The sequence below is a fragment of the Pseudomonas sp. MF6394 genome, assembly GCF_002018845.1.
Taxonomy (GTDB): domain Bacteria; phylum Pseudomonadota; class Gammaproteobacteria; order Pseudomonadales; family Pseudomonadaceae; genus Aquipseudomonas; species Aquipseudomonas lactis.
In genome coordinates, this window is sequence record NZ_MVOJ01000037.1 from 22,136 (window position 1) to 39,132 (window position 16,997).

The 16,997-nt window shown below is 60.4% G+C and carries 16 protein-coding genes and 3 pseudogenes; 13 read left to right on the forward strand and 6 right to left on the reverse strand.

Annotated elements, in window-relative coordinates; genetic code table 11:
- Nucleotides 1-1,277 precede the first annotated feature (1,277 nt).
- From MF6394_RS27880 to MF6394_RS27895, 4 genes are all read left to right on the forward strand, one after another.
- Complete coding sequence (locus MF6394_RS27880) at nucleotides 1,278-2,489, forward strand: YeeE/YedE family protein (RefSeq protein WP_044274415.1); 1,212 nt, start codon at nucleotides 1,278-1,280, stop codon at nucleotides 2,487-2,489.
- Complete coding sequence (locus MF6394_RS27885; RefSeq protein ID WP_078467973.1) at nucleotides 2,479-3,012, forward strand: GNAT family N-acetyltransferase; 534 nt, start codon at nucleotides 2,479-2,481, stop codon at nucleotides 3,010-3,012. The genes MF6394_RS27880 and MF6394_RS27885 overlap by 11 nt, the downstream gene beginning before the upstream one ends.
- A 90-nt stretch (nucleotides 3,013-3,102) precedes the next feature.
- Complete coding sequence (locus MF6394_RS27890) at nucleotides 3,103-3,645, forward strand: cysteine hydrolase family protein (protein ID WP_044274412.1); 543 nt, start codon at nucleotides 3,103-3,105, stop codon at nucleotides 3,643-3,645.
- A 4-nt stretch (nucleotides 3,646-3,649) separates the two neighbouring features.
- Nucleotides 3,650-4,645 carry a GlxA family transcriptional regulator gene (locus tag MF6394_RS27895; RefSeq protein WP_069558569.1) on the forward strand — a complete coding sequence of 332 codons (996 nt, stop codon included), beginning with the start codon at nucleotides 3,650-3,652 and terminating at the stop codon, nucleotides 4,643-4,645.
- Here MF6394_RS27895 and MF6394_RS27900 read toward each other — a convergent pair.
- Entirely contained in the window at nucleotides 4,617-4,787 is a 171-nt protein-coding gene (locus tag MF6394_RS27900; RefSeq protein WP_069558568.1) for a DUF2986 domain-containing protein, read from the reverse strand. The genes MF6394_RS27895 and MF6394_RS27900 overlap by 29 nt on opposite strands.
- Nucleotides 4,788-4,922: 135 nt before the next feature.
- Nucleotides 4,923-5,102: pseudogene (locus MF6394_RS34785) on the reverse strand (alpha/beta fold hydrolase); the annotation flags it as partial.
- Nucleotides 5,103-5,204: 102 nt separating this feature from the next.
- Between MF6394_RS34785 and MF6394_RS27910 the strand changes: the two are divergent.
- Nucleotides 5,205-5,660, forward strand: coding sequence for a MerR family transcriptional regulator (locus MF6394_RS27910; RefSeq protein ID WP_047712233.1), 456 nt, complete (start codon nucleotides 5,205-5,207; stop codon nucleotides 5,658-5,660).
- A gap of 61 nt (nucleotides 5,661-5,721) precedes the next feature.
- On the opposite strand, the gene MF6394_RS27915 is transcribed toward MF6394_RS27910, so the two are convergent.
- Entirely contained in the window at nucleotides 5,722-6,027 is a 306-nt protein-coding gene (locus MF6394_RS27915; protein WP_044274408.1) for a DUF6124 family protein, read from the reverse strand.
- A gap of 692 nt (nucleotides 6,028-6,719) precedes the next feature.
- On the opposite strand from MF6394_RS27915, the gene MF6394_RS27920 reads away from it, so the two are divergent.
- From MF6394_RS27920 to MF6394_RS27930, 3 genes and pseudogenes are all read left to right on the forward strand, one after another.
- Entirely contained in the window at nucleotides 6,720-7,103 is a 384-nt protein-coding gene (locus MF6394_RS27920; protein ID WP_047711444.1) for an addiction module antidote protein, read from the forward strand.
- Between the two features lie 209 nt (nucleotides 7,104-7,312).
- Nucleotides 7,313-7,948, forward strand: coding sequence for a lytic polysaccharide monooxygenase auxiliary activity family 9 protein (locus MF6394_RS27925; protein WP_078467974.1), 636 nt, complete (start codon nucleotides 7,313-7,315; stop codon nucleotides 7,946-7,948).
- A gap of 40 nt (nucleotides 7,949-7,988) precedes the next feature.
- Nucleotides 7,989-8,990, forward strand: a pseudogene (locus MF6394_RS27930) (chitinase); the annotation flags it as partial.
- A gap of 196 nt (nucleotides 8,991-9,186) precedes the next feature.
- Here the strand turns inward: MF6394_RS27930 and gudD are convergent.
- Complete coding sequence (gudD, locus tag MF6394_RS27935; protein ID WP_003192683.1) at nucleotides 9,187-10,512, reverse strand: glucarate dehydratase; 1,326 nt, start codon at nucleotides 10,510-10,512, stop codon at nucleotides 9,187-9,189.
- A 19-nt stretch (nucleotides 10,513-10,531) separates the two neighbouring features.
- Nucleotides 10,532-11,893, reverse strand: a complete 1,362-nt coding sequence (locus MF6394_RS27940) for an MFS transporter (RefSeq protein ID WP_047712232.1) — start codon at nucleotides 11,891-11,893, stop codon at nucleotides 10,532-10,534.
- Between the two features lie 336 nt (nucleotides 11,894-12,229).
- Between MF6394_RS27940 and MF6394_RS27945 the strand changes: the two genes are divergently transcribed.
- The 3 genes and pseudogenes from MF6394_RS27945 to MF6394_RS34790 all read left to right on the forward strand — a co-directional run.
- Nucleotides 12,230-12,943, forward strand: a complete 714-nt coding sequence (locus MF6394_RS27945; protein WP_078467976.1) for a FadR/GntR family transcriptional regulator — start codon at nucleotides 12,230-12,232, stop codon at nucleotides 12,941-12,943.
- A 10-nt stretch (nucleotides 12,944-12,953) separates the two neighbouring features.
- On the forward strand, nucleotides 12,954-13,649 hold the full coding sequence (locus MF6394_RS27950; protein ID WP_078467977.1) for a tRNA (adenine(22)-N(1))-methyltransferase: 696 nt from the start codon (nucleotides 12,954-12,956) through the stop codon (nucleotides 13,647-13,649).
- A gap of 23 nt (nucleotides 13,650-13,672) precedes the next feature.
- Nucleotides 13,673-13,789: pseudogene (locus MF6394_RS34790) on the forward strand (DUF3144 domain-containing protein); the annotation flags it as partial.
- On the opposite strand, the gene MF6394_RS27955 reads toward MF6394_RS34790, so the two are convergent.
- Nucleotides 13,759-14,298: an ATPase AAA gene (locus tag MF6394_RS27955; RefSeq protein ID WP_044274776.1), complete on the reverse strand. Its 540-nt coding sequence runs from the start codon at nucleotides 14,296-14,298 to the stop codon at nucleotides 13,759-13,761. The pseudogene MF6394_RS34790 and the gene MF6394_RS27955 sit on opposite strands and share 31 nt — an antisense overlap.
- 130 nt (nucleotides 14,299-14,428) lie before the next feature.
- Here MF6394_RS27955 and MF6394_RS27960 point away from each other — a divergent pair, with 130 nt between their 5' ends.
- Complete coding sequence (locus MF6394_RS27960; RefSeq protein WP_044274775.1) at nucleotides 14,429-15,055, forward strand: glutathione S-transferase family protein; 627 nt, start codon at nucleotides 14,429-14,431, stop codon at nucleotides 15,053-15,055.
- 206 nt (nucleotides 15,056-15,261) lie between these two features.
- Nucleotides 15,262-16,992: an OPT family oligopeptide transporter gene (locus MF6394_RS27965; RefSeq protein WP_078467978.1), complete on the forward strand. Its 1,731-nt coding sequence runs from the start codon at nucleotides 15,262-15,264 to the stop codon at nucleotides 16,990-16,992.
- Nucleotides 16,993-16,997: the final 5 nt, after the last annotated feature.

Sequence of the window (16,997 nt, forward strand, 5' to 3'; positions counted from 1 at the left end):
TGTGGGAGCTGTCGAGCTTTAGCGAGGCTGCGAAAGCGGTGTATCAGGCGCTGAAGAGGTTGATTGTGCCGCCGCCTTCGCAGCCTCGCTGGGGCTCGACAGCTCCCACATTTTGAGCGGTGTTGTTGTCGGGAGTTGTGTTTGGCGCGATGGCCCTGCAAAGCGACATTCCACATACACCGCCGATCCCCTGTGGGAGCTGTCGAGCTTTAGCGAGGCTGCAAAAGCGGTGGTTCAGGCGCTGAAGAGGTTGATTGTGCCGCCGCCATCGCAGCCTCGCTGGGGCTCGACAGCTCCCACATTTTGAGCGGTGTTGTTGTCGGGAGTTGTGTTTGGCGCGCTGGCGCTGCAAAGCGATATTCCACATACACCACCGATCTCCTGTGGGAGCTGTCGAGCTTTAGCGAGGCTGCGATAGCGGTGTATCAGGCGCTGAAGAGGTTGATTGTGCCGCCGCCTTCGCAGCCTCGCTGGGGCTCGACAGCTCCCACATTTTGAGCGGTGTTGTTGTCGGGAGTTGTGTTTGGCGCGATGGCCCTGCAAAGCGATATTCCACATACACCGCCGATCCCCTGTGGGAGCTGTCGAGCTTTAGCGAGGCTGCGAAAGCGGTGGTTCAGGCGCTGAAGAGGTTGATTGTGCCGCCGCCATCGCAGCCTCGCTGGGGCTCGACAGCTCCCACATTTTGAGCGGTGTTGTTGTCGGGAGTTGTGTTTGGCGCGGTGGCGCTGCAAAGCGATATTCCACATACATCGCCGATCCCCTGTGGGAGCTGTCGAGCTTTAGCGAGGCTGCGATAGCGGTGTATCAGGCGCTGAAGAGGTTGATTGTGCCGCCGCCATCGCAGCCTCGCTGGGGCTCGACAGCTCCCACATTTTGAGCGGTGTTGTTGTCGAGAGTTGTGTTTAGCGCGCTGGCCCTGCAAACCGATATTCCACATGCACCGCCGATCCCCTGTGGGAGCTGTCGAGCTTTAGCGAGGCTGCGAAAGCGGTGGGCCAGGCGATGAAAGTGTTGCCTGTGCCGCCGCCATCGCAGCCTCGCTGGGGCTCGACAGCTCCCACATTTTGAGCGGTGTTGTTGTCGGGAGCTGTGTTTGGCGCGGTGGCCCTGCAAACCGAGATCAACCCGCCACCGCCGATCCCCTGTGGGAGCTGTCGAGCTTCAGCGAGGCTGCGAAAGCGGTGGGTCAAACAATGAGCCTTTGGGCAATGCCCCCACCTGATCAAATTCCGTCTGAGGCTATACTTGCCTCCGTCCAACCAATCGAGATCCCCATGAGCACCTCTCTTTCCCTGTCGCCCGTGCGCAAGCCCGTCGCGCCACTGATCGCTTTTGTCATCCTGGTGGCGGGCGCTCTGTTCCTGCAAAACACGGTGGGCGCGCGCCAGGTGTTGTTGCTGGTGGTCGGTGCCGCGCTTGGCCTGACCCTGTATCACGCGGCCTTCGGTTTTACTTCGGCCTGGCGTGTGTTTATCAATGATCGGCGTGGCGCCGGCTTGCGTGCGCAGATGGTGATGCTGGCGGTGGCGGTGGTGCTGTTTTTCCCGGCGCTGGGCGCGGGCACTTTGTTTGGCCAGCCGGTGACCGGGCTGGTGGCGCCGGCGGGTGTGTCGGTGGTGTTCGGGGCGTTTATTTTCGGGATCGGCATGCAGCTGGGCGGCGGGTGTGCGTCGGGTACCTTGTTCACCGTCGGCGGCGGTAATGCGCGGATGTTGGTGACACTGCTGTTCTTTATCTGTGGCTCGTTGATCGCCACCCATCACGTCGACTGGTGGTTTGCACTGCCATCGTTCCCGGCGGTTTCCATCGTCAAAACCTTCGGTGTGCTGCCGGCTTTGGTCCTGAGCCTGACGGTGTTCTTGCTGATTGCGCTGGTTACCGTGCGCCTGGAAAAACGCCGTCATGGCCAGCTTGAACAAGGCGTACAAAGCGAGCACCCAGGGCTGCGCCGCTTCCTGCGCGGGCCATGGCCGTTGGTATGGGGCGCGATCGGCCTGGCGCTGCTCAACTACGCCACCCTGGCCCTGGCCGGGCGGCCGTGGGGCATTACTTCCGCGTTCGCATTGTGGGGCGCCAAGGTGGCGAGCGGGCTGGGCGTGGACGTCGCCAGTTGGGCATTCTGGCAGATGCCGGGCAATGCCAAGGCCCTGGCTGCACCGGTGTGGGAAGACATCACCAGCGTCATGGACATCGGTATTGTCCTCGGCGCGCTGCTGGCCGCAGGCCTGGCCGGGCGTTTCGCCCCCAGCCTGAACATCCCGCTGCGCTCGTTGATCGCGGCGGTGATCGGTGGCCTGATGCTCGGCTACGGTTCGCGCCTGGCCTATGGCTGCAATATCGGCGCCTACTTCAGCGGCATCGCCTCGGGCAGCCTGCATGGCTGGGTGTGGCTGGTGGCGGCCTTTATCGGCAACGGCGTGGGCGTGCGCTTGCGGCCGTTTTTCTTTGCGGGTGAGCGGCCCAAGGTGGCCTTGAGTGGCTGCTGAGCCGTGCACTCACATTCGCCTGGCGCGAGCGCAAGATGCCGGGTTATTACCCGCCATCGAGCATTGCGCTGCCCAGGCATTCCGGGCCATTGAAGGCCTGGGTTGGCTGGCGGATGCTGCGTCGATCAGTGTCGAGCGTCATCGGCAGTGGATCGCACTATCGACCTGCTGGGTGGTGGTCGACACCCATGGCCAGCTCCAAGGCTTCCTCAGCGCAGAACGTTTTGGCGACGACCTGCATATCCACGAAGTCTCGGTTGCCCAGCCATTGCAAGGCCAGGGCTGGGGACGCAGGCTGGTGGAAACGGCGATCCACCACGCACGCGCCCAGCAACTGTGTGCGGTGACCTTGACCACCTTCAAGCATGTGCCCTGGAATGCGCCGTTCTATCGGCGCCTGGGCTTTGAACCCCATACCCATCAGCGCCTGGAAAATACCCTGGCGGATGAATACGCCCAAGGTTTCGTCCCTGGCAGCCGCTGTGCCATGGCGTACAAAGTGGTATGTCCGAATCCGTCCTGAAGTAGTCCGCCTCTTGCCTGTCGTCCTCCGAGCGTTGTCCTTACCATGGCTCTATCGTCTCCCCATAGACACAAGCCAGAAGGACAACCCGTGACTCAAAAAGCCCTGATCGTGATCGACGCCCAACATTCCTTCCGGCATTCAACCTACTGGTCCGAAAATGACCTGCCCGATTACCTGGAAAAACAGCAGGCCCTCATTGATGGCTGTGTTCAGCAAGGCATCCCGGTGGTACAAATCTTCCATGTTGAAGACCAAGGGCATTTCTCCATGCAATCGGGCAACGTCAGGGCCTTGAGCGAGCTGTCGATCAATCCACAGTTAGTGATCCATAAGCGCTACCACAGCGCCTTCGCCGGTACGCCTCTGGCTGCTCGCCTCACGGAGATGGGCGTCACCACGCTGATCATCAGCGGCATCCGCACTGAGCAATGCTGCGAGACCACCACGCGGCAAGCGTCGGACAGCGGCTTTAAGGTGGACTTTGTCAGTGAAGCCACACTGACATTCCCCATGACCCACCTGCGCAGCGGCCGGGAGTACACCGCGGCGCAAATCCGCGAACGCACGGAGCTGGTGCTGGAAGAGCGTTTTGCGCGCATCGTCACGGTCGACCAGGCCCTGGAAGGATGAACCCGTGAGCGTACCGGTGCTGTTTGTGTTGTTGCCTAATGTGCTGATGCTCGACCTGGCGGGGCCTGCTGAAGTGTTGCGCCTGGCCGCGCAAGCCGAGGACCCGGCGGCGGTGGATTTCGATCTGCAGTACGTCAGCCCGGTAGAGTCGCTGCACAGCTCCATCGGCTTGCCACTGACCGGGCTGGCGCCCCTGCCGCAGACTCTGGAACCCGGTACGCTGGTGGTGTTGGTGGGCTCCACGATGAACGTGTCGAAAGCCCACCAAAAGGCCTTCGAATCGGCCAGCCATCAGCTCACCCAGTGGTTGCAAAACGTCTTCGCACCCTCGGCCGAGCGTCTGGTGTGCGTGTGCGCCGGCGCGTTGAGCGCCGCCAGGGCCGGGCTGCTCGATGGGCGCCAATGCACCACGCACCATTCGCTGTGCGCCACTTTGCAGGCCCTCGCACCCACCGCCCGGGTTTTGGAAAACCGCCTGTACGTGACCGATGGCCCGGTCAGTTGCAGCGCCGGTATCACGGCGGGTATCGACCTGATGCTGCACCTGGTTGCCGAACTGGCCGGGCCACGCTTGGCGTGCGCGGTGGCGCGAGACATGGTGGTGTACCTGCGCCGCAGCGGCAGCGACCCGCAGCTATCGCCTTGGGTGAGCGGGCGCAATCACCTGCACCCGGCGGTCCATCGCGTGCAAGACGCCATAGCCGCCGCCCCCTGCGAAGCCTGGACACTCACCCGCATGGCAAGCCTGGCCTGCACCAGCAGCCGACACCTGGCGCGCCTGTTCCAGGAGCATGTCGGCATCAGCCCGTTGGATTACCTGCACCGCCTGCGCCTGGCCGTGGCCCGTGAACTGCTGGCCGAGTCGGCCCTGGACATTGAAACCATCGCCGAGCGCGCAGGCTTTGGCTCGGCGCGGCATCTGCGGCGTATCTGGAGCAAATATGACGCGGCCACCCCTTCAGCCATGCGCCTTACTCAGCAGGCGTCTCGACAGCCGTGACCGGCTCTTGACCGGCCTCGGTGGCCAGCTTCAAACGGTCCGCCTTGCTGATGTATTTGTCTTTGCTTTTAGGCGCCAGCTTGGCGCTGGCCTTTTTCGCTTTGGCTTTGAAGAGCTGCTGAAGTTTTTTCTGGCGGTTCATGTTCCGTTGCCTGAAGGGGAAAGGCGCGAATGATACTACCGGTTCAGCGCGCCAGGAACTCACTGATCAGCGTGATCACCTGCTGCTGGATCACGGGCCGTGGCCGCGCGCCTTTGCCGTCCTGGCAAATTCGCCGTGGCGAGCGATGTAATGAACCACTTCACCGCCGCCGGTGGAATGACCGACATGCACCGCAGTTTGTACGCCCAGGTGCTCGACCACGGCCGCGACGTCGTCGGCACAGTGGTCCATATCGTGCCCGTCCCAGACCTGGCTGGAGCGCCCGAGGCCACGCCGGTCGTGGGCAACGACCCGCTACCCTTCCCAGGAAGAACAGCATTCGAATCGCCGCCTTGGCCGCCCAATGACTTTAGGTTTAAAGTCAACTTTAAGGTCGATGGTTTTTGTGGGGGGTACATGAGAATAGGCGAGTTGGCAAAAATCAGCGGGTTGGCGGCTTCACGCATCCGCTTCTACGAGGCGAGCGGCCTGATCCAATCGGTTGCGCGTAAATCCAACGGCTATCGAGACTATGCGCCCGGCACCGAGGCCGTGTTGGAGATCATCAAGGGCGCCCAGGCGGCCGGTTTCTCTCTGGAAGAAATCCGGCAGTTAATGCCCAGAAGTGCCGGTGGTTGGCAGCATGACGAACTGCTCAGCGGGCTCAAGCACAAGGTCGAGGAAATCGAGGTCCTGCAACAACGGCTGGCCCAGAACAAGGCTCAGTTGTTGAACGTCATCAAGGGCATCGAAGGTAGGCCCGAGGGCATGGCCTGTGAGGAGAATGCGCAACTGCTGATTAATCGCCTGCGCGAGGGGGCGGCGGCGGCATCTTCCAAGAGAAAGAGCGCCCGCCAGGCTTCGAGGGCCTGACCGGCGCAAAGGCGCAGCCGAGTCGTCGTGAAGTCGATCATGACGACTGATGGCTGCAAGGCTAGCTAACCGTTGAAGCACTTTCCCTCGCCATCAATTTGTCCACCAACAAAACACCCAATTCACTCAACTGATGAATCGCCAACGCGACATCGCGCTGTTTACCCGTCAGTTCATCCGACAGATCAAGCAGCAATGCGGTGACCGAGGAAAAGGTTTCGTAGCTGTTGGCGATGAGCATTTCGCTGCTGGCATCGTCGGCAACGCTGAACAGCGCTGAGGGAGGTGGTTCGGCGGGGGTGTTAAGGGATGCGTGATCAAGCTTGAGGTTTGGATCGTTTGGAGGGTTAGGTGTGACTTTATACATATGCGTAATTCCTGAGTGGGGCCGACACCGTTTCGCTACTAAACGAAAGGGTGGCAGCTGTACGCAGGTTAGTAGACCGGGGAATTACACAAAGCCGGCGCGCCCGAAGGCGCCCTACGCACAGCCACCATCAGGCACAGACAGGAATGTCTGATAGATGAAGCTCATGCACTAAGTGTAATTGACCCTCGGGCTACTAAACCCGATCACTGAATTGTCAGCGACCGGGCCACCTTAGAGACGCCCATCCAAGCGCACAAGCCGGCGGATTCTGACGCAACTGTAGGCAACGGAGCAAGGTGGTGCAGCTTGCTGTAGGACGGGTCCACGTCAACGCCGGCCCACTCACCCACTCCCTGTAGGAGCGAGCTTGCTCGCGAAAAAATCATAGGCGCCGCGTTCACTCTGGATGCACACCTTATCTTTACGTTCTTCGCGAGCAAGCTCGCTCCCACAGTCGCGACGCAACGTTTCGGTCTTGAGGACATAAGCGCTAATAGTATTGCTCGGCTGCCTGCGCGGCGGCTGGACTAGGATTTTTTCTGGCGGTGTGCACCGACATTAAAAATTCACTGGCATCTACAAGAAGTAGCCAGCAGGCTACATTTGAATCTGTGACCAATACGATCGGCGGGACGCCCGAGGAATCAAGCGGGCAAAAGAGATTCTCGATGCCCTGAGAGGTCAATGACATGAGTCAGCCAACATTCAAACCAGAGGACATGCCGATCCTCGAGCTGGATACATCCGGCACCAGCGCCTATGAGGCTTCACGTTTCCTTGATAGCCCGGAAACCATCAGTGCCTATCTTGCGCAAAGCATGGCGTGCCATGACCCACACGTCCTTATGAAGGCGCTGGCCGAGGTTGCCAAGGCCCTGGGTGTAAACAAGGTTGCCGAAGCGGCGGGGGTGAATCGGGAGAGCCTGTATAAAACCCTGAAAGGCGGATCAAAGACACGTTATGAGACGGTCCAGAAGCTGATGTTGGCATTGGGCGTGGAACTGACGGTGCGACCGATTACCGCGACCACCCCTAAAAAAACGGCTGCCATCGGTACAGAGAAGCTGTATTGAAATGCGCATGGTCTTGTAGGAAATCGACCTCTGGTAGCGTAAGGGTTTCCCTGTAGCACTGTTTATATATCCAGTATTTGCGAGTCTTCGCGCTCATGAACCGAAAATGAGCGAAAAATGCGCCTCTGGCAAAAAAAAGCAACTCCGTTAGGTTGAGGTCCTCTCCTTCAAGAAAGGAGAGTTCTTAATCAAGTGAATGGAGTCACAAAATGAACAAACCACAAACCCAGACACCGCTTCGCCATGGTCGTGTCACATCCCCTTCCAGCCGTGGCGCAGTCGCCGTGGATCTTGGCCTGCTGGAGACCTGGCAGGTCAATGAAATGGAAGGCGGCAAGAACTTCCCGGCACTGACGGCCGGTCCGTTCCCGGCGCCTTATCAAACCGACAGTGACAGCGTCACCCCGCCCGCCGACGGCTTTATCCTCAGCGGTGGCAAGACCGATGCCCGTGACTGCGTCAACTTCACCCACGAGGAAATGGCCAAGAAACTCGGCCGCGCCTTCACCTGGCCGTTGCTCAATGTCGAGCCGGGTCAGACCTTCAAGGTCACCTGGGCATACACCGCGCCGCACACCACCCGTGGCTATCGCTGGCTGATCACCAAGGATGGTTGGGACCCGAAACAGCGCATCACCCGCGCACAACTGGAAACCCTGCCGTTCGCTGAAGACTTCTATGCCCAGGTGCCGTACTACAGCCATGCAGGCGAACTGAAGGCCAAGGTCAATCATGAAGTGAAACTGCCGACCCACAAAAAGGGCCAGCATGTGATTGTGTTGATGTGGATCGTCGCCAACACCGGCAACGCCTTCTACCAAGCCTTCGATGTGGACTTCAAATAAGCCCGCACCGTTAAACACACACGTTCTGAAGGAATAGAACATGTCAAAGATTGACTTTACCTCACTGCAATCGCCGCTCAGCGATGCCGCTTCGCTGATGCCGAGCATTGCCGGCAAAAAGATCCTCATGGGCTTCTGGCACAACTGGCCTGCCGGGCCGAGCGATGGCTACCAGCGTGGCCAGTTCGCCACTATGAGCCTGGCGGATGTCCCAAAGGATTACAACGTGGTGGCCGTGGCCTTCATGAAGGGCAACGGTATCCCAACCTTCAAGCCGTACAACCTGTCCGACGCCGAGTTTCGTCGCCAGGTGGGCGTGCTGAACAGCCAGGGCAGGGCGGTGCTGATTTCCCTTGGCGGCGCCGATGCACACATCGAACTGCATAAAGGCAACGAGCAGCCACTGGCCAACGAGATTATCCGCCTGGTGGAAACCTATGGCTTTGATGGCCTGGATATCGATCTTGAACAGAGCGCGATTGATTTCGCCGACAATAAGACTGTCCTGCCCGCCGCGTTGAAATTGGTCAAGGACCACTACGCAGGTCAAGGCAAACACTTCATCATCAGCATGGCGCCGGAGTTTCCGTATCTGACCACTGCCGGCAAATACGTCGGTTACATCCAGGCGCTGGAAGGTTATTACGACTTCATTGCCCCGCAGTATTACAACCAGGGGGGCGACGGCATCTGGGTGCAGGAGGTCAACAGCGGCAACGGCGCCTGGATTGCTCAGAACAACGACGCGATGAAAGAGGACTTCCTGTTTTACCTGACCGAAAGCCTGGTGAGCGGAACGCGCGGGTTTACCAAAATCCCGGCAGACAAGTTCGTCATTGGCCTGCCCGCGAACGTCGACGCGGCTGCCACTGGTTATGTGATCGACCCAACAGCCGTGACCAATACCTTCAAGCGTTTGCACGACAAAAGATTGTCGATCAAGGGCCTCATGACCTGGTCGGTGAATTGGGACAACGGGATCAGCAAAGACCGCGTGCCCTACAACTGGGAATTCAGCCGCCGTTATGGGCCGATGATCAATGGCACTGATCTCTCTGGCCTGGAGCAGGATGAGGCTGTTCTGGAGATCGCCAATCGGCAGTAGCGTAAAGGGGCCTCTGGCAGACGTGTCAGAGGTCCAACCGCTAAGCTTCTGATCTGACTAAAATCCGATGCCTGTTTGGGCATCGGATTTTTTGCGTCACGCTCAAATGGCGCTGAGCATTCCTAAAGCCGATTTACCGCACCAAACAAGGCCGTTTGTTATCAAAGCCCCAACCCGGGATCAGAAACTGCATCGCCACACTGTCATCCCGCGCTCCAAGGCCCATGCCTTTGTACAGTTCATGAGCCTTGGCCACCGCGTCCATATCGATATCCACACCCAGGCCAGGCTTGGCCGGCACCTTTACGTAACCCCCTTCAATCTTCAACGGTTCGCGCGTCAGGCGCTGGCCGTCCTGCCAGATCCAGTGGGTGTCGATGGCGGTGATCTCGCCCGGTGCGGCCGCCGCCACCTGGGTGAACATTGCCAGGGAAATATCAAAGTGGTTGTTGGAATGCGAGCCCCAGGTCAGGCCCCACTCGTTGCACATCTGCGCGACGCGCACCGAGCCCTGCATGGTCCAGAAGTGCGGGTCGGCGAGGGGAATGTCCACCGATTGCAGCTGGATGGCGTGGCCCATTTCACGCCAGTCGGTGGCGATCATGTTGGTGGCGGTTTTAAGGCCCGTGGCGCGGCGGAATTCGGCCATGACTTCGCGGCCCGAGTAGCCGTTTTCCGCGCCGCACGGGTCTTCGGCGTAGGCCAGCACATGATGCTGGTCGCGGCACAGGCGGATGGCTTCTTTCAACGACCATGCGCCGTTGGGGTCAAGGGTGATGCGAGCATCGGGAAAGCGCTCGGCCAGCGCGGTGACGGCTTCGATTTCCGCGTCGCCGCTCAATACGCCACCCTTGAGCTTGAAATCGTTGAAACCGTATTTGGCCTTGGCCGCTTCGGCCAGGCGCACTACCGCGTCGGCGGTCAGGGCTGTTTCATGGCGCAGGCGGAACCAGTCGTCATCGGCGTCGGCCTCGTTGCGGTAGTCCAGGTCGGTGGCGTTGCGATCCCCCACATAGAACAGGTAGCCGAGCATCTTCACCGCGTCGCGTTGCTGCCCTTCGCCGAGCAGGGCCGCCACCGGCACCTCAAGGAATTGACCGAGCAAGTCGAGCAGGGCGGCTTCCATGGCGGTGACGGCGTGGATGGTGATGCGCAGGTCGAAGGTTTGCAGGCCACGTCCGGCAGCATCCCGCGAGGCAAAGGTACTGCGCATTTGGTTGAGCACGCGCTGGTATTGGCCAATCGGCTGGCCGATCACCAGCCCGCGCGCGTCCTCCAGTGTTTCACGAATGCGCTCGCCGCCTGGCACTTCGCCCACGCCGGTGTTGCCGCTGCTGTCCTTGAGGATGACGATATTGCGCGTGAAGAAAGGGCCGTGGGCGCCGCTGAGGTTGAGCAACATGCTGTCGTGGCCGGCGACGGGGATGACTTGGAAGTGGGTGACTATAGGGGTATTCATGGCAAGTTCCTGACTGGGCTCAAAGGGGTTTGCTGAGAGGGGTGCCGGTGGTCACAGCGCTTGGCGCGGCCGACACGGCAGAAGGTGAAGTCTTGGCGAAGAACACCAGGATGGCCGCCAGCACCGAGGTGCCGGCCAGGCCATACAGCCCGCCCTGGATTGACCCGGTGGTTTGTTCAAGAAAGCCAAAGGTGGTTGGCGCGACAAACCCGCCCAGGTTGCCGATGGAGTTGATCAGCGCGATCACGGCGGCGGCGATGCGCACATCCAGGTAGCCCTGGGGGATCGGCCAGAACAGCGACGACGCAGACTTGAACCCGATGGCCGCAAAACAGATCGCCACGAAAGCGAAGATCGGCCCGCCGGTGGTGGACATGAACATGCCGGCCGCCGCGATCAGCAGGGCCGCCGCGACCCAGGCCTGCTGGAACTTGAACTTGCCCGACAGCGACGCAAAGGCGTACATGGCAATAATCGAGATCAGCCAGGGGATCGAGTTGAAGAAACCGACCTGCACGTCGCTCAGGTCACCCATCTTCTTGATGATGCTGGGCAGCCAGAAGGTGGCGGCATAGATCGTCAGTTGAATGCAGAAGTACAGAGCGCAGAACAGCAGGATCTGGCGGTCCTTGAGCAGCTTGCCGATGGTTGGTTTGACCGTGGTCAGGGCTTCACGATCACGTTGCTCCTGATCGATAGTCTCCACCAGCGCATCCTGTTCTTCGCGGCTCAGCCACTTGGCATCATGGGGCTTGGAGTCCAGCCAGAACCACACAAAGAAACCCAGCGCCACCGATGCCAGGCCTTCGATGGCAAACATCCATTGCCAGCCGTGCAAGCCCAGCCCTTCAATCTGCAACAAGGCCCCCGACAACGGCCCGGAGATCAATGACGCCACCGCCGAGCCACTGAGGAAGATCGCGATGGCCTTGCCACGCTCCACACCGGGCAACCAGCGGGTGAAGTAATAGATCACGCCGGGGAAGAAACCGGCCTCCGCCACGCCCAGCAAGAAACGCAAGATGTAGAAGTGGGTTTCGTTCTGGATGAACGCCATCAGCGTGGCGACGATGCCCCAGGTGAACATGATGCGGGTCAGCCAGATACGCGCGCCGACTTTTTGCAGCAGCATATTGGACGGCACTTCGAACAGCGCATAGCCAATGAAGAACAGTCCGGCGCCGAAGCCGTAGGCGGCTGCGCCGATGCCCAGGTCATGCTCCATGTGCGTGCGCACGAAGCCGATATTGACCCGGTCGATGTAGTTGAGGATGAACATGACCACGAACAGTGGGAGCACATGGCCCTTCACTTTGCTCACGGCGCGGGCGAGCGCTGAATCACTTTCGGGTGCGGCTGAGGCTGGGCTTGAATGCTTCACGAATGAAAACTCCCCCTGATTATTTTTATGCGGGCTTGGTGTTTTGTTGACGGACATCATACAGGTTGTTTTTTGAAGGCCGCAATCCTGTGAGAGCTGTTTTTGTTCTTATAAGCCGGTATTGAGATTGGCTATTTTGGTTATTTTCCAGATTTTATTGGGTTTTGCCCTGCTGGTGACGGCTCGGGGTGTGCGCTTCTCTCAAAGCGAAGACAGGCTCGGGTGAGTTGGGACGAGTGTGTTGTCATACAAGCTAGGTGTTTTTCTCCGCCACCCGTCGCCCCGTGCGCTCAGGGTGATAAGCTCCCCCCAGCCCAACCCCGTGGACCCGTCTCGATGCCGATTAAAAGCACACCGCCTGTGCGTAAACGTTCCGCCAACCTGGCCCAGGGTGTGGTCGAGGCACTGACCCAGCGCATCCGGTTGGGGCAACTCAAGCCGGGTGAAAAACTGCCGTCCGAATCCACCATCGTGCTTGAGCATGGGGTGAGCCGCACCGTGGTGCGTGAAGCCTTGTCCAAGTTGCAGGCGTCGGGGCTGGTGGAGACGCGTCACGGCATTGGAACCTTTGTGCTCGAGCAGCACACGCAGCCAGGCCTGCGCTTGCATGTAGACACAGTCGCCAGCGTGCGCAACATGCTCGAATTGCGCCTGGGCCTGGAAGTGCAAGCGGTGGCCTTGGCCGCGCTGCGCAGGAGCGAGGCACAACTGGCCCACATGCGCCAGGCGCTGGACGACTACCAAGCCTCCCTGGCCAATAACGACAGCTGTGTGGAGGAGGACAAGCGCTTTCACCAACTGATCGCCGAAGCCACCGGCAATACATTTTTCACCGACATCATGCAGCACCTGGGCACGGCGATGATTCCGCGCACCCAGGTGAATGCCGTCGAGCGCGGCGGCGCGGACTTTGCCCAACTGGGGCAGTTGGCGAACCTGGAGCACGAGGCGATCTATAACGCCATCAAGCGCCAGGACCCAGCCGCCGCGCGCGCGGCCATGGTGCTGCACTTGACCAACAGCCGGGATCGATTTTCCGGGCACTCTTAAGGAATCACCGTTGAACGAACACACCTTGTCTCAGCGCCTGGAGCGCGTGGCCGCGCACATACCGGCGGGTGCCCGCCTGGCCGATATCGGCTCGGACCACGCCTACCTGCCGGTGGCGTTGATGCGCCGTGGCGCTATTGCGGCGGCCGTGGCGGGGGGAGTGGCCGCTACACCCTTTCACGCCGCCCAGCGTACCGTGAACGACAACGGCCTGGCGCAGCACATCACGGTGCGCCTGGCCGATGGTTTGGCGGCCATCGAGCCAGCCGACGCGATCACCGCCATCAGCCTGTGCGGCATGGGCGGCGAGACCATCCGCGACATCCTCGACAGCGGCAAGGCGCACCTCAATGGCCGGGAACGTCTGATCCTGCAACCCAACGGCGGCGAGCAGCCGCTGCGCCTATGGTTGATGGACAACGGCTACCGGATCCTGCACGAAGAGGTATTGCGGGAGAACCGTTTTTACTACGAAATCATCGTTGCCGAATGTGCAGAGGGCGTGAGCTACAGTGCCGAGCAGCTGTACTTCGGCCCCGTGCAAATGCAGGCCCGTACCCCGCAATTTTTGGCGAAATGGCAACGCCTGCTGCGCCAGAAACGCAAGGCTTTGGCCAGCCTTGAACAGGCGCGACAGGGGCTATCTGTGCAGAAGGTGCAGGAGATTGAGCAACAGATAGCGTGGATCAACCAGTTGCTCGCCTGAATGCCACCGGTTCATGGCGCGATGCGCACGAAGCCATGCTCACGTATTTTTGCGACCAGTACCGGATGATGCTTGAAGGCAATCTGGTTGATCACATCAATAATTTCAGTCAGTACAGGCTGGTGAACCCACAGGGTTGATCCGCGCGTTGTAAGAGCTCGTCTACTTCTCGTACGTTGCGCAAGTGAATCACTGGAATCTGCGGCCCGATATTCATGCGCGCCGCTTCAATGCCAGGTCGGCTCACCCGGTCGTAGTTCCAGCAAAAGCTCAGGAAGTTCAGAAACTCCCTGTCCAGTTTCTCCTTGCAGCCTGCGGGCTTATCTGCACGCGGCCGGTCCAGCAGGCTGCGTATAAGCACTCGTCGCAAGCAGGTGGTGCGAGGGGTGTCGAGCCATATGATGAGGTCTGCGCGCGGCAGGCGTAGATCGAAAGTCCGTCGGGCGTAATTGCCTTCACAGACCCATCGGTCCAATGCAACCGCTTGCCGTACCCGCGCGCGGAAGACCTCATTGTCGGCCTCCACCCAATCAGGCTCCCAGAACAATCTGTCCAGGTGCACCACGGATAAATTCAGGCGCCTGCCAAGGTCGCGGGCCAGGGTTGATTTGCCACTGCCTGCGTTACCCAGTATCACGATGCGTTGCATGTGCAGTCCTTTGCTGTGGAACAGTCGAGCCTTGAGCGATATTACGTGATTGCTCTTGAGGCGAACAACATTCAGGGCACTCCACCTCCGTCGTGTAGTCTTGTGCTTAACCCTAACGGAGCTGCCCGCTATGATCACTGTCCACCATCTCAACAATTCCCGCTCACAACGCATTCTCTGGATACTTGAAGAACTGGGCCTGCCCTACGACATCAAGCGCTACCAGCGCGATCAGAAAACCAACCTTGCACCGCCTGAACTGAAGGCTGTTCACCCCCTGGGCAAGTCCCCGGTGATCGAAGACGGTTCCCGCGTGCTGATCGAATCCGCTGCGATTATCGACTACCTCATCCGCCGCCACGGCAACGGCCAACTGCAACCCGACCCGGCCACCGACGCCTACGACAGCTATGTGCAATGGCTGCATTTTGCGGAAGGCTCGGCCATGTTGCCGTTGATGCTCAACCTCTACGTGGGGCGCCTGGGTGAAGCGGGCGCACCGCTGCATCCGCGGATTGAATCGGAGTTGGCCAACTACCTCGGCTACCTGAACGACGTGCTGGGGCACACGCCGTATCTGGTGGGTGACGCACTCAGCGGGGCGGATATCCAGATGAGCTTTATTGGTGAAGTCGCCCAGGCTCAAGGCAAATTGCAGGCCTACCCGAACCTGGCGGCGTGGCTGCAAAAGCTCCAGGCACGCCCGGCTTATCGCAAGGCGGTGGAGCGAGGCGGGGAATACGCGTTCGCCAAATAGCGGGCCCACCGACACACCGCCTCCTGTAGGAGCGAGCTTGCTCGCGAAAAACGTCAACGATAACGCGTGTTTCCTGGATGAACGCGGCGCCTTTGGGTTTTTCGCGAGCAAGCTCGCTCCTACAGAACCCGCTTCGGCAGGTGAACCTTCGAGTCTCCCGGTGCTCACTTAAAAGGTGGCACTGGCTTTTCTCGAAAGGAATCTGCATGCACTCCACCTCCTCAAGCGTCCCGGTAGAACGCGAATTGAGCCTGCGGGCGGTCATCACCGGGATCGTGCTGGGTATCCTGCTCACCCCTTCCAATGTTTACGCAGGCTTGAAGATCGGCTGGTCGTTCAACATGTCGATCATCGCCTTGCTGGTCGGCTATGGCATCTGGCAAGGCCTGGCCCGGCGCTCCGGCGAGCACCTGGCGTGGACTCTGCACGAAAGCAATATCAACCAGACCGTGGCCTCGGCCGCAGCGTCGATCATTTCCGGCGGGCTGGTCGCACCCATCCCGGCGTATACCTTGCTCACGGGTAACCAACTGGCGGCGCTGCCGATGATCGCCTGGGTGTTCTCGGTGAGCTTCCTGGGGATCTGGATCGCGTGGTACCTGCGGCCGTCATTGCTAAATGACAAGGCACTGAAGTTTCCCGAAGGCATGGCCACCCTGGAAACCCTGCTGCACATCTACAACCATGGCCGCGAAGCCGCCACGCGCTTGAAAGTGCTGCTCGGCGCGGCGCTGTTGTCCGGGCTGGTCAAGTGGGTGGATACCTTCATGTGGGCCTTCCCGCGCTGGTCGCCGAACGCCCAGTTGGAGCGCCTGACCTTCACCGCCGACCCCTCCCTGCTGTTGCTGGGGTTCGGCGGCATCATCGGCATTCGCGTAGGCCTGACCCTGCTGCTCGGCGCCTTGCTGGCATGGGGCGGGCTGGGGCCGTGGCTGTTGGCCAATGGCTTGGTGAGCCTGCCCGCCGACAGCAGCGGCCCACAATTTGCCGCGCTGGTGGAGTGGCTGCTGTGGCCCGGGGTGAGCCTGATGGTGTGTTCCACCCTGGCGTCCCTGGCGATTCGCCTGTGGGCGTTGCATCGCTCAACCCGAGCGGCTGGCGGCACGCCCTGGGCGGTTCCCAAGCCTGGGCCTGCCGTGGGGTTTGCCTTGGCGATTGCGTTGGTGGTGAGCCTGCAAGCGCTGTTGTTCGGTATCAACCTCGGGATGGCGCTGCTGACCATTCCTCTGGCGATCTGCCTGGCCGCCGTGGCGGCGCGGGTGGTGGGCGCCACCGGTATTCCACCGATTGGCGCCATCGGGCAATTGTCTCAGCTGAGTTTTGGCATCGTTGCGCCGGGCCAGGTGCCGATCAACCTGATGAGCGCCAACACCGCCGGAGGTTCGGCGGGGCAATGCACGGATTTGATGAACGACTTCAAGGTGGGCAAGGCGATTGGCGCCACGCCTCATAAGCAGGTCATCGCGCAAATCCTGGGGATTTTCGTCGGCAGTATTGTCGGTGTATTCGCTTACCTGGCGTTGATCCCCGACCCTCAAACCATGCTGCTCACCGAACAATGGCCAGCCCCTGCCGTCGCCACCTGGAAAGCCGTGGCGCAAACCCTGACCCACGGGCTGGATTCGTTGTCACCCAGCATCCGCTGGGCCATTGCTGTTGCAAGCCTGTGTGGCGTACTGCTGGGCATACTCGACAGCACATTACCGACCCATCGCGCCCGCTACCTGCCGAGTGCGGCAGCCTTGGGACTGGCGTTTGTCTTGCCTGCGTCGGTGTCGCTGATGATGGCCCTTGGCGCGATCATGACCTGGGCGGTGAGCTGTCGCTGGCCGAGCGTGACGCAGCGCTTTGCGATCACGGCAGCGGCGGGGCTGATCGCCGGTGAGAGTATTACCGGTGTGGGCGCGTCGTTGTGGCAGATGCTGGGAAGTGGATGAATGGC